General features: G+C 55.2%; 16 protein-coding genes. 5 read left to right on the top strand and 11 right to left on the bottom strand.

The genetic code is table 11. From position 1 onward, the window contains the following. Positions 1–163: 163 nt before the first annotated feature. The 8 genes from solA to mdtH form a co-directional block, all read right to left on the bottom strand. A complete protein-coding gene (gene solA / locus K5Y30_RS04690) occupies positions 164–1,279 on the bottom strand; it encodes an N-methyl-L-tryptophan oxidase (RefSeq protein WP_222210593.1) in 1,116 nt (371 codons plus the stop codon). A gap of 106 nt (positions 1,280–1,385) precedes the next feature. Further along, positions 1,386–1,640, bottom strand: a complete 255-nt coding sequence (gene bssS / locus K5Y30_RS04685) for a biofilm formation regulator BssS (RefSeq protein ID WP_008103119.1) — start codon at positions 1,638–1,640, stop codon at positions 1,386–1,388. A 278-nt stretch (positions 1,641–1,918) separates the two neighbouring features. Further along, positions 1,919–2,188 (bottom strand): hypothetical protein, encoded by a 270-nt coding sequence (locus K5Y30_RS04680; protein ID WP_101760862.1) that lies wholly within the window; start codon positions 2,186–2,188, stop codon positions 1,919–1,921. A 143-nt stretch (positions 2,189–2,331) separates the two neighbouring features. Continuing rightward, a complete protein-coding gene (gene dinI, locus K5Y30_RS04675; protein WP_101760861.1) occupies positions 2,332–2,577 on the bottom strand; it encodes a DNA damage-inducible protein I in 246 nt (81 codons plus the stop codon). 68 nt (positions 2,578–2,645) lie between these two features. Then, positions 2,646–3,692 (bottom strand): dihydroorotase, encoded by a 1,047-nt coding sequence (pyrC, locus tag K5Y30_RS04670; RefSeq protein WP_222210592.1) that lies wholly within the window; start codon positions 3,690–3,692, stop codon positions 2,646–2,648. 135 nt (positions 3,693–3,827) lie between these two features. Continuing rightward, positions 3,828–4,391 (bottom strand): lipoprotein, encoded by a 564-nt coding sequence (locus K5Y30_RS04665; protein ID WP_192234317.1) that lies wholly within the window; start codon positions 4,389–4,391, stop codon positions 3,828–3,830. Between the two features lie 111 nt (positions 4,392–4,502). Beyond that, a complete protein-coding gene (gene grxB, locus K5Y30_RS04660) occupies positions 4,503–5,150 on the bottom strand; it encodes a glutaredoxin 2 (protein WP_110865912.1) in 648 nt (215 codons plus the stop codon). Between the two features lie 89 nt (positions 5,151–5,239). Further along, the gene (gene mdtH, locus K5Y30_RS04655; protein ID WP_192234313.1) at positions 5,240–6,442 is read right to left on the bottom strand and encodes a multidrug efflux MFS transporter MdtH; all 1,203 of its coding nucleotides are present in this window, start codon (positions 6,440–6,442) and stop codon (positions 5,240–5,242) included. A gap of 245 nt (positions 6,443–6,687) precedes the next feature. On the opposite strand from mdtH, the gene rimJ reads away from it, so the two are divergent. The 4 genes from rimJ to murJ all read left to right on the top strand — a co-directional run bounded on the left by rimJ (position 6,688) and on the right by murJ (position 10,520). Further along, the gene (rimJ, locus tag K5Y30_RS04650) at positions 6,688–7,281 is read left to right on the top strand and encodes a ribosomal protein S5-alanine N-acetyltransferase (RefSeq protein ID WP_101760856.1); all 594 of its coding nucleotides are present in this window, start codon (positions 6,688–6,690) and stop codon (positions 7,279–7,281) included. Between the two features lie 15 nt (positions 7,282–7,296). Continuing rightward, positions 7,297–7,938 (top strand): DUF480 domain-containing protein, encoded by a 642-nt coding sequence (locus tag K5Y30_RS04645; RefSeq protein WP_222210591.1) that lies wholly within the window; start codon positions 7,297–7,299, stop codon positions 7,936–7,938. A 1-nt stretch (position 7,939) separates the two neighbouring features. After that, positions 7,940–8,860, top strand: a complete 921-nt coding sequence (locus K5Y30_RS04640; RefSeq protein WP_137385551.1) for a Gfo/Idh/MocA family protein — start codon at positions 7,940–7,942, stop codon at positions 8,858–8,860. A 121-nt stretch (positions 8,861–8,981) separates the two neighbouring features. Then, positions 8,982–10,520 carry a murein biosynthesis integral membrane protein MurJ gene (gene murJ / locus K5Y30_RS04635; RefSeq protein WP_101760853.1) on the top strand — a complete coding sequence of 513 codons (1,539 nt, stop codon included), beginning with the start codon at positions 8,982–8,984 and terminating at the stop codon, positions 10,518–10,520. 298 nt (positions 10,521–10,818) lie between these two features. On the opposite strand, the gene flgN is transcribed toward murJ, so the two are convergent. From flgN to flgA, 3 genes are all read right to left on the bottom strand, one after another. Next, positions 10,819–11,250, bottom strand: a complete 432-nt coding sequence (gene flgN / locus K5Y30_RS04630) for a flagellar export chaperone FlgN (protein WP_222181797.1) — start codon at positions 11,248–11,250, stop codon at positions 10,819–10,821. Positions 11,251–11,255: 5 nt separating this feature from the next. Next, entirely contained in the window at positions 11,256–11,561 is a 306-nt protein-coding gene (gene flgM / locus K5Y30_RS04625; RefSeq protein WP_101760851.1) for a flagellar biosynthesis anti-sigma factor FlgM, read from the bottom strand. A gap of 105 nt (positions 11,562–11,666) precedes the next feature. Then, the gene (gene flgA / locus K5Y30_RS04620) at positions 11,667–12,326 is read right to left on the bottom strand and encodes a flagellar basal body P-ring formation chaperone FlgA (RefSeq protein WP_101760850.1); all 660 of its coding nucleotides are present in this window, start codon (positions 12,324–12,326) and stop codon (positions 11,667–11,669) included. A gap of 153 nt (positions 12,327–12,479) precedes the next feature. Between flgA and flgB the strand changes: the two genes are divergently transcribed. Continuing rightward, on the top strand, positions 12,480–12,893 hold the full coding sequence (gene flgB, locus K5Y30_RS04615) for a flagellar basal body rod protein FlgB (protein ID WP_008103091.1): 414 nt from the start codon (positions 12,480–12,482) through the stop codon (positions 12,891–12,893).

Raw genomic sequence — 12,893 nt, 5'->3', positions numbered from 1 at the left:
CAGAATAATTGAAGGGATAGCTTAAAAGGCGGGGCTTATTGCGAAGTATTGCATATTCACTACACCAAATGCGGCATAGCGCTGCGCTGAATGTTGATATAGGTAATTAACTGTCAGTTTGTGTCAATTTCGCCGGCACAGGATTAGTACCGGCAAGTATGGTTTAGTTAAATCGCGCGAGGGAGAAAGGCGCAATATCGAAAGAGAACGGTTTGTTCTGCGCAAATTCACTGGCAAGTTCACCCAGCACGCTGGCGAATTTGAAACCGTGTCCGCTTAAGCCGGTGATGATCAGACGATTAGGCTCGCCCGGCAGCGTATCGATAATGAAATCTTCGTCCGGCGTATTGTCGTAGCTGCAGGCTTCACCATGCAAACAGACGCCCACGCCCGGCAGGAATTTACGCAGGAAGTTAAAAGATTCGTTGCCGTCTACCGCGATGCTGCCAAAAGGTTTGCGATCGGCCGGCGTTTGCATCAGCTGTCCGCCATCGTGACGTCCCACTTTCAGCGCGTTGTTATCCGCCGGGAAGCCGTAAAAGTGGCTGCCATCGCTCATCTCCACGGTAAAACCGGGGAATTTATTGTTCTCGCTGTAGCGACCATCTGCCTGATACCAGGCGAAAACTTTGCGCACGGGCGCAACCGGCAGATCGGCGACCAACTGGCTCACCCAGGTACCGGCGCTGACCAACAGTTTACGCGCGCGGAAAATGCCATCGCTGGTGGTGACTTGCTGCAGATCGCCGTCACGACCTATCTCTGTCACCGGACAGTTAAACAGCTGCGCGCAACCGGCCTGTTCCGCCAGCTGCACCCAGCTGCGCACCGCTTGCTCACATTTGAGGAAGCCGGAGTTGGGTTCGTACACGCCGATGTAGCCATCCGGCACTGTGAACTGCGGCCAGCGCGCGCGCACTTCATCGGCTTGCAGGATTTTCACATCCAGCTGCCACGCTTTCGCGCTATCGATAACATTTTGAATAAAGGAGGAGGTGATGGGCGCTAAGTTGAGGATGCCGCTGCGATGCATGATGCGCTCGCCGCTCTGGCGTTCCAGCTCATCCCAGAGTGTCTGTGCGCGTAGCACCAGCGGCACGTAGCGTTCACCTTCACCATACGCATGGCGAATCAGGCGGGTTTCCCCATGATGTGTGCCCTGGCTGTGCGGCGGATGGGCGCTATCAATCATCAGCACCGATAAGCCAGCCTGCGTGGCGTAAAAACCGGCTGCTGCGCCGACCGAACCGCTTCCCACCACAATCAGATCATAAACCATAACGACATCACTCCAGCAAAACGGTTAAATTTTTCAACAGCATATCAAAAGAGAGCGCCCATGAAAAAGGCACCCTGTTGGGTGCCCTTTCACGCGATAGTAGAAATTAATGCTTTTGATTGTCGCGTAGGTACTGCTCGGTAGACTCTATTTTTGCAATGCCAGCTTCGAGTAGAGAGATGAACTGTCTGGCTACGTCGGTAGTCAGCCAGTAGGTCGGACCCACGTCAGCTTCTTCTTCTTTCTGCCCCTGCGAGGAGAGCGAGTGCAGGCGAATCATCATGGCGTCATAACTGTCTACGGTGCTGATGTCCCATCCTACCAACGGATGAGTCTGGATGACGTCTTTATTTCTGTCCATTATAACCTCCGTATTACTCGTTAAACGAAGTGCTTCTTGAGGTTCAATGCGGCTGTATCGTGCACTAGCGAAACAATTATAACATGAAATAGCGGGTACAATAGTTAAAAGGTATGACGAACCTAAACAGAGTAAAAATAAACGCGGTTAACATTGCCGTTTAATCGAATAATAAAATGCCCGCAGCGTCAGGCATTTTATTGGAATTATTACTGGCAACACTGACGAAGTTATCGGCTTTTATAAGGGAAAACTTTAGGCCGAAAAAGGGGGCACTTTTATGAGTGTGGCTCGACCGGCAGCAGGCCGTGACGTTTCTGAATCTCTTCCGCCAGCCGGGTAAAATGCTGCTGTAACTGCTCGTCATGGTTCTGGTTTTGCGCTTCCAGCGTCAGGTTGTGGACCAGCAACTGATTGGCGCGATCGTCGAGACAGAAGGTCAAGGTGGCAAACGCATTTTCTAATACGGTTAAGCGGCGCTGTTGCTCAGCAATAAATGCCAGCAATTCTCCGAAGGTCATCGCCTCTTCTGGTTTTTCAGTAGTCATGTAAAACACCTCCTGTAAGCATGACGAGGCAAGAATAGGGGATCGTTTAACATGAGTCTAGATGCAGGAAGTTTTTCTGGCGAGAGGGAAATAAAAACAAAAAAGCCGGATAGCGATACCCGGCAAAAACGGCACAGTGGCAGTTAATCGTTATTAAACCAGTCGTCAGCGCTTTCCCAGGTTTCTTGTAACAGTTCGCTGATGCGTTCGCGTGACTCTTTACAGCCACCAAACACGCTGAGTTGGTTGCCGCCGGCATAACGCACTTTGACGTGATGATCATCGTCGGGGAAATCCTGCGTAATGCGACGAACCAGTTCGACGCTGAGTGCATCCAGTGCACCCGCAGGAAGGGGCGAAGTTTTTGCTACGGTAATTTCAACACGCATAGAAGCCTCCGGGATAATATACTGTTTATTTGTACAGTATAAATTTCCCGAAGGCAAGCAGCAGATCATTATTCTTTGATGCGCCAGTTCAGCGTTTCACCGGCAAGGAAAGGCACCAGCGTGTCATCCGCCAGCGCAATGCTCTCTTCAACCTGCCAGGATTCTCGCACCAGCGTCAGCGTGCCTTCATTCAGCGGCAGACCGTAGAAGTTCGCGCCGTTCTCCGAGCAGAAGGCTTCGAAATGGTCCAGCGCATTCAGCTCCTCAAACACGGTGGCGTACGCCGGCAATGAGGTCGGCGCATTGAACACGCCGGCGCAGCCACAGCTGGCTTCCTTGAGGTGACGCAGATGTGGCGCGGTATCGGTACCGAGGAATACGCGACGATTCCCGCTGGCGACCAGCTTGCGCAGCGCTTCCTGATGGATATTGCGCTTCAGAATCGGCAGGCAGTAAAGATGCGGACGCACGCCGCCCACCAGCATGTGGTTACGGTTGAACATCAGGTGCTGTGGCGTAATGGTGGCGCCCAGCAGATCATTACCGGCTGCCAGATACTCCGCCGCTTCTTTCGTGGTGATGTGCTCCATCACCACTTTCAGCGCCGGGAACTGTTTACGCAGCGGTTCCAACACGGTTTCAATAAAGCGCGCTTCGCGATCAAATATATCGATGTGAGAATCGGTTACTTCGCCGTGCACCAGCATTGGCATGCCGATCTGCTGCATGCGATCCAGCACCTTAGCGATGGCGGCGATGTTGGTCACGCCGTGGCTGGAGTTGGTGGTGGCGTGCGCAGGATAGAGTTTGGCGGCGGTAAAAGTGCCGTCACGGAAGCCGCGCTCGATCTCATCGGGATCAAGTGAATCGGTGAGATAGCAGGTCATCAGCGGAGTAAAAGCGTGCTCAGCAGGTAACGCAGCCATGATGCGCTCGCGATACGCCACGGCAGCGGCCACGCTGATAACCGGTGGAACCAGGTTTGGCATGACAATCGCACGACCATTTACTGCGCTGGTATAAGGCAGTACGGCGTTAAGCATCGCGCCATCGCGCAGATGGATGTGCCAGTCGTCAGGGCGGCGGATGGTAATGTGCTGAGGTTGGGCTGTCATTCAAAAAGACTCCGGCTGAGAAGAAAACGAGAGGCACGTTTAGGCCGGGGAGTAATCATAAGGATGTGGGCAACCGTTTGCACGGGATTTTATTGTGACAAACAAAAACCGCACCGGAAGGTGCGGTTGCGCGGATTAATCTGTAAACGGAATCACCAATTGGCCCGGTTTCACTTCAATTCCTTTAGCAAGTTTCTTCGCCAGCGCTTCGCCTTTGCTGCGGTCTGCACTCAGCACATAAGCAGGTCTCTCATTAAAGTAGCGCTTCAGCGACTCATTGAGATACGGCGTGAGGGTTTTCATAATCGACGCCATTTTCTCTGGCTGCACCTGCGCATCGACAATCTCCATGTCATGCAGATAAATCGCGCCTTCCTGTGCGTTGTAAACCGGCTGCGCCTTCATCTTCAGCAGCATTTCGGCCTGCTGCGGACCAAACAGCGAGCTGACATTGATGTTGGCTTTACCCGAGAGCGTTATTTTGCCGGGTTCTTCACGGCCAATCTGGCTGTTGAGATCGCTCAGCACAATGTGCGCATTCACCAGCCCGGAAACGCCGATATCTTTTTCGAAGTTATTGCGCTTTTGCAGCGCCTGATTCACTTCCTGTTCGCTGATGGTGTATTGCGTCAATTGGTTACAGCCGCTGAGTAGCACGGCAAAAAGCAGGGCGAAAAGCCCGGTAAACGCCTTTTTCATATTGTCCTCATCCTGATCGAAACGGCAAAACAGCGATAGCCTGCCTGAATCAGCGGCATGTGTCACCAGGAGAGAGATGAGAAGCGCCGCAGCGCCTCTCAGGGATGAAGATTATGCGGCGATGGAGGAGAGCAGATTAACCTGGGTTTGTTTCGCCATGTTGTCGCGATAATCGGCAACGCGGCTTGGCCATTCAATGCCGTTGACCAGCGTTAAGGAGCGCAGCAGCGGGAACAGATGAATATCATCTTCCGACAGTTCGCCATTCACCGCATTGGGTTTGACGATCAGCTTGTCGAGCTGACGCAGATCGTCGCTGATGTTTTTGATTAAGCCTGGCGCGTGTTTACGCAACTCGCTGAAATCGCCCACGCTGGCTTGCTTCTTCTCGCTGAAGTAGCTACGCGCTTCCGGCGTGGCGAATTCGGCGAAGGAGGCATCGGCGATGCGCGGCAGCAGCAGCTTATTGACGTAGCCATTCACGTGGCGCAGCCAGTCGCTGATCGCAGGATTGCTTTTGCCATTGAGCAGCGGTTGGTGATCGTGTTTATCTACCAGCCGCACAATATCCATACTTTCCGGTACAGCGCTGCCATCGGCCTTTTGCAGAATCGGCGCCATTTTCTGGCCGATCAATTTTTTCGGCGTTTGCTCGTCGTCATTTAGCATAACGATGAGTTCTAATGGCAGATTTTTTAAGCCGAAAATCATGCGTGCTTTGACGCAGAAAGGGCAGTGATCGTAGATGTAGAGTTTCATCCCGTTTCTCCTGTGGTTCTAAGGGTGGCGGAGGTCACCCTTTTTTCGGACGTGCGGGAAGTATGGAAGAGATCTTTGGCGGGGGCAAATTAGCTGCTGAAAATCGCTGGCGCCACCGAACGCGGCTGGAACTGCCACCAAAGCGCCAAAAGGGTAATCATGCCAACGCTGCTCAGCAGCATCCACGGCAGTTCCGGCAGCGCCCATTGCTGGCCCATATCGAACATCCAGCCGCCGCCGGAGTAGCCGATCAAACCGCCAATCGCGAGGCCGAGTCGGCTGAAGCCCATATAGCTGCCGCGCGCACGCGAACTGGCCAGCGAAGCGCTGAGCGTTTCTCGCGCCGGTTCCGCGATGATTGAGCCCAGATAAAAGAGGGCGATCAGCATAAACAGCGACGGCAGCGAATCGGTCATGCCAACCGGCAGCAGGCTGAACGTCATCAGGAACAAGCCGGCCATCAAACGCGTTTCGAGGCGGAAGCGTTTTTCGCTCCAGCGCGCCAGCGGATAGAGCAGGCTTAATGACAGCAGCGCTTCAATCGCGTACATCCATTTCACCGCAGCAGGTGCCCCGGCTACCTGATTCACCATCACCGGCAGCATCAACATCACCTGCACGGCGAGAATGTAGTAGCCGGTCAATGTCAGCACGTACAGGCGAAAACGCTTGTCCTGCCAGACGCGTTGCATCCCTTCACGCATCGCAATGCGTTCGGTCGAGATGCGCCACGCCGGTAACCAAACGGCGTTAAACAGCGCAGCAGTGACAAACACCGCCGCGCCAACCCAGCACACCAGACGGAAATCCCACGCCAGCAGCCAGCTACCAATCAGTGCGCCCAGCACCGCACCGGCGCTGTCTTGCATCATCAGCAGGGAGAAGAAGCGGCCGCGATCGCGTGCGCGTACCAGTTTCATCACCAGCGCGCTGCGTGGCGGGTCAAACAGCGTGCCGCCAAGACCGGAAAGCAAACAGGCAAACCACAGCAGCCAGGGTTCATGCGCCAGCGCCATGCAGGCAAAACCCGCCGCGCGCATCAGCATGCCGGTGACGATCAGCGGACGCGCGCCAAAACGGTCGGCAATCGCACCGCCGAAGATGCCGAATCCCTGCTGGACGAACTGGCGCAAGCCAAGCGCAATACCGACCATCAACGCGGCCCAGCCCAGCTGTTCGACAAAATGGATGGAAATGAGGGGAAACACCACGAAAAAGCCCATCACAACCAGCATGTTATCCACTAAAAGAAATGTTTTACCGAGGCGTCGTGCCTGCGCAACCCGAGACATGCTAATTCCTGAGCAAATAAGAGGAGATAAGAGACCAATTGGTCTATTTTCCGCCTGCTCAGCGGCGAAAAACAGCTTTCTCAGGATGATATTTTTTCATCGAATCCGCAGAAATATTAATCCTAAATCAGGATGAATCCTGAGGAACGCGTTCAAGGGTTTTACCGCAAGCGGGGTGACGGTTATAGTGAGAAGTATCGCCGCTGGCGTACATCTTTCTTAAGTTATGGATTTCAGGAGTCATGATGTTTGGCTATCGTTCTGCTGGCCCACGCGTGCGCCTCACTACCGATCGCTTAGTGGTGCGTTTAGTACATGAACGCGATGCCTGGCGATTAGCGGATTATTACGCTGAAAATCGTGCGTTTCTTAAGCCGTGGGAACCGGTGCGCGACGAGAGCCATTGTTATCCTTCGGGTTGGCAAGCGCGCCTCGGACTGATCGCCGACATGCATAAACAGGGCTCAGCCTACTATTTTGTGCTGATGGACCCGGAAGAGACCGAAGTGCGTGGTGTGGCGAATTACAGCAACGTGCTGCGCGGCTCGTTTCACGCCTGCTATCTCGGCTATTCACTGGGCGAGAAGTGGCAAGGTCAGGGACTGATGTTTGAAGCGCTCACTACCACCCTTCGCTATATGCAACGCCAGCAACGTATTCACCGCATTATGGCTAATTATATGCCGCACAATCAGCGTAGTGGCGATCTGCTGGCGCGCCTCGGATTTGAAAAAGAGGGTTACGCCAAAGATTACTTGTTGATCGATGGGCGCTGGCAGGATCATGTACTCACCGCGTTGACCTGTCGGGAGTGGACCCCGGATCGTCGTGGACAATAATAAAGGATCACCTCAATGAAAATGGCCTTATCCGCGCAGGCATTGCGCGTGATTGGATGCCTGCTGGAGAAGCAGGTCACCACGCCGGATCAATATCCGCTCTCCCTTAATGGCGTTGTCACCGCCTGTAATCAGAAATCTAACCGCGAACCGGTGCTCAATCTCAGCGAGATGGAGGTGCAAGCGCAGCTTGATGAGCTGGTGAAAAAGCATCTGGTGACCGCCAATAACGGCTTCGGTCAACGCGTCAGCAAGTATGAACAGCGCTTCTGCAATTCCGCTTTCGGCAATCTGCAACTGAGCAGCGCTGAAGTCGCCGTGCTGACGCTGCTGTTCCTGCGCGGTGCACAGACGCCGGGCGAACTGCGCACTCGCAGCGGTCGTCTGCATGAATTCAGCGATATGAATGAAGTCGAGCAGACGCTTAACGGTTTAAGCACGCGCGAGGATGGCCCAATGGTGGTGCGACTGGCGCGCGAACCGGGCAAACGTGAAAGCCGCTATATGCATCTGTTTGGTGGCGAAGTAGTGGAAGACGCGGCCAGCGCAGAAACCGCCAGTGACAACGGCGATTTAACCGCGCGTGTCGCGCAACTTGAAGAAACGGTTGCTGAGTTGCAGTCGCTACTGCAACAGCTGCTGCAAAAGGACCACTGAAATGACGCTGCGTATTGGTATTGTAGGATTAGGCGGTATCGCGCAGAAAGCGTGGCTGCCGGTGTTATCGCAGGCCAGCGGCTGGCAATTGGCTGGCGCGTTTTCGCCCAATCAGGCAAAGGCGCAACCGATCTGCGATAGCTATCGCATACCTTATTTTGGTCAACTGGATGCGCTGGCCGCCGCCAGTGATGCGGTGTTTGTTCACAGCAGCACCGCCAGCCATTACGAAGTGGTTAAAGCGCTGCTGCTGGCGGGCAAAGATGTGTGCGTCGATAAACCGTTAGCCGAAACGCTGCAACAGGCCGAAGCGCTGGTGGCGCTGGCGGACAAGCAGAAGCGCAAGCTGATGGTGGCATTTAACCGCCGCTTTGCGCCGCGTTATCAGCAGCTGAAAAGTGACATGCCACGCGCCGCCTCGCTGCGCATTGAAAAGCACCGCGCGGATAGCGTGGGTCCACAGGATTTGCGTTTTACCCTGCTGGACGATTATCTGCACGTGGTGGACACCGCGCTGTGGCTGGCGGGCGGCAGCCTGACGCGCGAGCTGGGACATATCGAGACCAATGATGATGGCGCGATGCTGTACGCCGAACACCATTTCTCCGCTGGATCGCTGCAAATCACCACCAGCATGCATCGTCGCGCCGGGACGCAACGCGAAGTCGTCAGCGCCATCTGCGACGGTGATTACATCGAAATTAACGAGATGCGCGACTGGCAGCAGGAAAACCGCGGCGGCATGGTGCGTGATGTGCCGCCCGCGTGGCAAAGCCATCTTACCCAGCGCGGTTTTAGCGGCGCAGCGCACCATTTCATTCAGTGTGTTGAAAATCAGACGATGCCTGAAACCAGTGGCGAACAGGCGCTGGCGGCGCAGCGTCTGGTGGAAAAATTGTGGCGCGACGCCGAACGTGAATAATTCCTTGTAACACTCAATGCTGGTCATTTCCCGCCGTGGCAGTAGACTATCGCCGGACATCACGGGATGTCCGCGCTAAGTCGCTCATTTCTCCGACACTTTTCAGGATGCGCCACTCAATATGAATTTGTTGAAATCGCTGGCTGCGGTCAGTTCGATGACCTTGTTTTCCCGCGTGCTGGGCTTTGCTCGCGATGCCATTGTGGCGCGCGTTTTCGGCGCAGGAATGGCAACCGATGCCTTCTTTGTTGCCTTCAAACTGCCTAACCTGCTGCGCCGTATCTTCGCTGAAGGCGCGTTTTCTCAGGCGTTCGTGCCGATCCTCGCGGAATATAAAAGCAAGCAGGGCGAAGATGCCACGCGCGTGTTTGTCGCTTACGTCTCCGGATTACTGACGCTGGTGCTGGCGGTGGTAACCGTGTTGGGGATGATCGCCGCGCCCTGGGTGATTGTGGTGACGGCGCCAGGCTTTGCCGATACCGCCGATAAATTTGCCTTAACCAGCGCACTGCTGCGCGTCACCTTTCCCTATATTCTGCTGATCTCGCTGGCCTCGCTGGCGGGCGCGATCCTCAATACCTGGAACCGGTTTTCCGTGCCGGCGTTTGCGCCGACGCTGCTGAACATCAGCATGATTGGTTTTGCCGTCTTCGCTGCGCCGCATTTCAATCCGCCGGTGATGGCGCTGGCGTGGGCCGTGGTGGTGGGCGGCGTGTTGCAGCTGTTCTATCAGCTGCCGCACCTGAAAAAGATTGGCATGCTGGTTTTGCCGCGCCTGAATCTGCGCGATGCGGGCGTATGGCGCGTAATGCGTCAAATGGGGCCGGCGATCCTTGGCGTGTCGGTGAGCCAGATTTCACTGATCATCAACACCATTTTCGCCTCCTTTCTGGTTTCCGGTTCGGTTTCGTGGATGTATTACGCCGATCGCCTGATGGAGTTTCCGTCCGGCGTGCTGGGCGTGGCGCTGGGCACCATTTTGCTGCCCTCGCTGGCAAAGAGTTTTGCCAGCGGCAATCAGGAAGAGTATTCACGGTTGATGGATTGGGGCCTGCGCCTCTGTTTCCTGCTGGCGCTGCCGAGCGCGGTGGCGTTGGGCATTTTGTCCGGGCCGCTGACGGTCGCGCTGTTCCAGTACGGAAAATTCACCGCGTTTGATGCCCTGATGACGCAGCGCGCGCTGATTGCCTATTCAGTGGGTTTGATGGGGCTGATCGTGGTGAAAGTGCTGGCACCCGGCTTCTATTCTCGTCAGGACATCAAAACTCCGGTGAAAATTGCCATCGTGACGCTGATTGTGACGCAGCTGATGAACCTGGCGTTTATCGGCCCGCTCAAACATGCCGGTTTGTCGCTGTCGATCGGTCTGGCCGCTTGCCTGAATGCTGCGCTGCTGTACTGGCAACTGCGTAAGCAGGATATCTTCCAGCCGCAGCCTGGCTGGTTCAGTTTCCTGACCCGTTTGCTGATTGCCGTAGTGGTAATGGCCGCAGCACTGTTTGGCATTCTGCAGGTGATGCCGGCTTGGGAAGAGGGGCAGATGTGGTGGCGCCTGATTCGTCTGGCGGCGGTTTGCGCCATTGGCGGCGGCGCATACTTTGTGATGCTTGGTCTGCTCGGCTTCCGTCCGCGCGACTTCGCGCGCCGCACGCTGGTATAAAATTATGCTCCCACGCAGACGGAAGTTTGTTTTGGTCCGGCGGTCCTCGCGCCGCTTCGCGGTACCTTCACTGCGTACGTCAGCCTGACGGACCGGCTCAGACGGGACTTCCTTGTCCCGGCTGAGCCTTTCGCCCGCGTCCTGCGGGCAAATCCTGGCTTCCTTTCTCCGTTCAGCGCTGCGGATGCCTGCCCAAAACAAACTTCCGTCTGCTGCTTATCACTGGTGCGCTGTGCTTAAAAGCACAACAAAAAGGCCGCCATCCCAAAAGATAGCAGCCTCTTCAAACCCACATTTTCTACCCTTTACGACTTAGCGTCGCCTGACCTTTACCCAAACCATCCGGGCCATAAAACGCCTGGGTTTGGTGGGGTCGCAACACCGCCAATGCTTCATTGGTGTAGCCAATTTGATGCTGCAACAAAATCCCGTTATGCGTATTGGCATCGCGCAAGCGGCGCGTGTGCTGCTGAATACGCATCCAGCGGCTTTCGCGAACGCTGTGATCACCATAGGGCGCCTGCGTGCCGAGCGTTTTCTCGGTGGTGCGGCGCATCTCGTCCAGATAATTCAACGTCGTCAGCAGCGCGCTTTTATCTTCAGAAATACGCTGCAGCAGGTTGCCATTGATCTGGCCGGCAGAAAGTTGCTGTTGTTCTTCATCCATTACCACCGCAAGGGATGTCAGCACGTCCTGCATTTTGTCTAAGGTGATCAGCAGATGGTCCATTGGGATTAGTTACCCTCTAAATACGCCTTGGTATCGGCGATCAGCGCGTCGGCGATCTTACCGGTATCCATTTTCAATTCGCCATTACGAATGGCCGTCTTCAGCTGCTCAACGCGCGCTGTATTAATATCTTTGCTGCCAGGCTGCATCAGTTGCGCCTGCGCGGTACTCAACTTCACTTCCGCACCGCTTTCGCTGGTGGTGCTGGCTGCGGGCGTCGCGCTCTGACGCACTTTGCTGCTGTTATCGTTATTGTCGCGTGTTTGAACAGTGCTAACCGGATTCGTAGGCTGCGTTCTGTCGATGCTCATGGTAAGGCTCCTGTAAGGTCAGTTGGGGGTCAGCCAACTGAATCAGCATAGGGTAATGTCTTTGTTGATATCTCTATCGGCAGAACAACAGGGTTCTTTAACGCTTTATAGCGATATCAGAATATTCCCATCCGCGTCGACGCGACCACTGACAACCTGACCATTTCCCATCCTCACGCGCACCATTTGTGCCGCGCTGGCGTTGTTCAGCGCACGTCCTTCGCTGCTGGCATTAAACCCGTTTCCACTGGCGACTACCATCACATTTTGACCGGCTTTTACGCGCCACGGCTGACGTACCATGGTGGCGGTAACCGGCTGTCCTGGCGGGATATCGCGTAGCGCGATCGCATCGATGACGCCGCTGCTATCCATCAATGCGCGTGCTGGCAGTTCATCCAGGCGTCCGGTTGCCAGACGCACGTCCGTCGGGCTGAGATTGCTGCCGCGCGCCACCTGACGGCTCGCCACCAGATATTGCCCGGTAACCTGCACCTGGACTTGCAGAAAACGACGATTTTGATCGCAGTTGGCGGCGATGCTGATGTTGCCCCACTGACGGCTATTGCCCGGCAGCTGCAGTTCAGGGGTTTCGCAGTTTGGCCACTGCGCCTGTGGCGTACGCACCACCACCGTCATGCCTGCGGCATGTTGCGGGTCGCGTGCTTTAAAAAATTGGGTCAACTGCGCAGTAAGGTCCGCAGCAGAACTGGGTAGCGCCAGTGCCAGCAAAAGTGTGGCTAGCAAGGTGGAATATCTGCGCATAACGCCTCCGGACGAGAAGATGGCACTGAGTCTACGCCTCGCGCAAAAAAATCAATGTCAAAAATAGCCGTCATTTTTGCTGCTATTCAGACGATCACCCTTGCATTTGTCCACTTAAGCTGTCAGCTCGAAATTCTCATTCGCGGAGGAAGCATGCTCGACAAACTCGATGCCGCGCTGCGATTTGGTACTGAAGCGTTAAACCTACGTGCTCAGCGTCAGGAAATCCTGGCGTCAAACATTGCCAACGCCGATACCCCGGGCTACCAGGCGCGGGATATCGACTTTGCCAGCCAGCTGAGCAAGGTGATGCAAAACGGTCGCGCCGAAGGCAGCAGTCTGGCGCTGAATGTGACGTCCTCACGCCACATTGAAGCGCAAACCAACTCTCAGCCGTCACTGGATCTGCTGTACCGCATTCCCGATCAACCCGCCGCGGATGGCAACACCGTGGATATGGATCGCGAACGTACGCAGTTTGCTGATAACAGCCTGAAATACCAAACCGATCTCACCCTCATCAGTAGCCAGATCAAAGGCATGATGAGCGTTCTGCAGGGGCAATAA

This window comes from Pantoea sp. DY-5, assembly GCF_019795955.1.
Lineage (GTDB): Bacteria > Pseudomonadota > Gammaproteobacteria > Enterobacterales > Enterobacteriaceae > Pantoea > Pantoea leporis.
The sequence above is the reverse complement of the archived record's forward strand: the minus strand, read 5'-3'. Positions and strand labels throughout refer to the sequence as shown.

Excerpts from the sequence above, each read along its gene's own strand:
- K5Y30_RS04680 (WP_101760862.1), bottom strand. The coding sequence starts at position 2,188 with ATGACTACTGAAAAACCAGAAGAGGCGATGACCTTCGGAGAATTGCTG.
- rimJ (WP_101760856.1), top strand. The coding sequence starts at position 6,688 with ATGTTTGGCTATCGTTCTGCTGGCCCACGCGTGCGCCTCACTACCGAT.
- flgB (WP_008103091.1), top strand. The coding sequence starts at position 12,480 with ATGCTCGACAAACTCGATGCCGCGCTGCGATTTGGTACTGAAGCGTTA.
- flgN (WP_222181797.1), bottom strand. The coding sequence starts at position 11,250 with ATGGACCATCTGCTGATCACCTTAGACAAAATGCAGGACGTGCTGACA.
- solA (WP_222210593.1), bottom strand. The coding sequence starts at position 1,279 with ATGGTTTATGATCTGATTGTGGTGGGAAGCGGTTCGGTCGGCGCAGCA.
- pyrC (WP_222210592.1), bottom strand. The coding sequence starts at position 3,692 with ATGACAGCCCAACCTCAGCACATTACCATCCGCCGCCCTGACGACTGG.
- K5Y30_RS04645 (WP_222210591.1), top strand. The coding sequence starts at position 7,297 with ATGAAAATGGCCTTATCCGCGCAGGCATTGCGCGTGATTGGATGCCTG.
- K5Y30_RS04640 (WP_137385551.1), top strand. The coding sequence starts at position 7,940 with ATGACGCTGCGTATTGGTATTGTAGGATTAGGCGGTATCGCGCAGAAA.
- mdtH (WP_192234313.1), bottom strand. The coding sequence starts at position 6,442 with ATGTCTCGGGTTGCGCAGGCACGACGCCTCGGTAAAACATTTCTTTTA.
- K5Y30_RS04665 (WP_192234317.1), bottom strand. The coding sequence starts at position 4,391 with ATGAAAAAGGCGTTTACCGGGCTTTTCGCCCTGCTTTTTGCCGTGCTA.
- flgM (WP_101760851.1), bottom strand. The coding sequence starts at position 11,561 with ATGAGCATCGACAGAACGCAGCCTACGAATCCGGTTAGCACTGTTCAA.
- bssS (WP_008103119.1), bottom strand. The coding sequence starts at position 1,640 with ATGGACAGAAATAAAGACGTCATCCAGACTCATCCGTTGGTAGGATGG.
- dinI (WP_101760861.1), bottom strand. The coding sequence starts at position 2,577 with ATGCGTGTTGAAATTACCGTAGCAAAAACTTCGCCCCTTCCTGCGGGT.
- grxB (WP_110865912.1), bottom strand. The coding sequence starts at position 5,150 with ATGAAACTCTACATCTACGATCACTGCCCTTTCTGCGTCAAAGCACGC.
- flgA (WP_101760850.1), bottom strand. The coding sequence starts at position 12,326 with ATGCGCAGATATTCCACCTTGCTAGCCACACTTTTGCTGGCACTGGCG.
- murJ (WP_101760853.1), top strand. The coding sequence starts at position 8,982 with ATGAATTTGTTGAAATCGCTGGCTGCGGTCAGTTCGATGACCTTGTTT.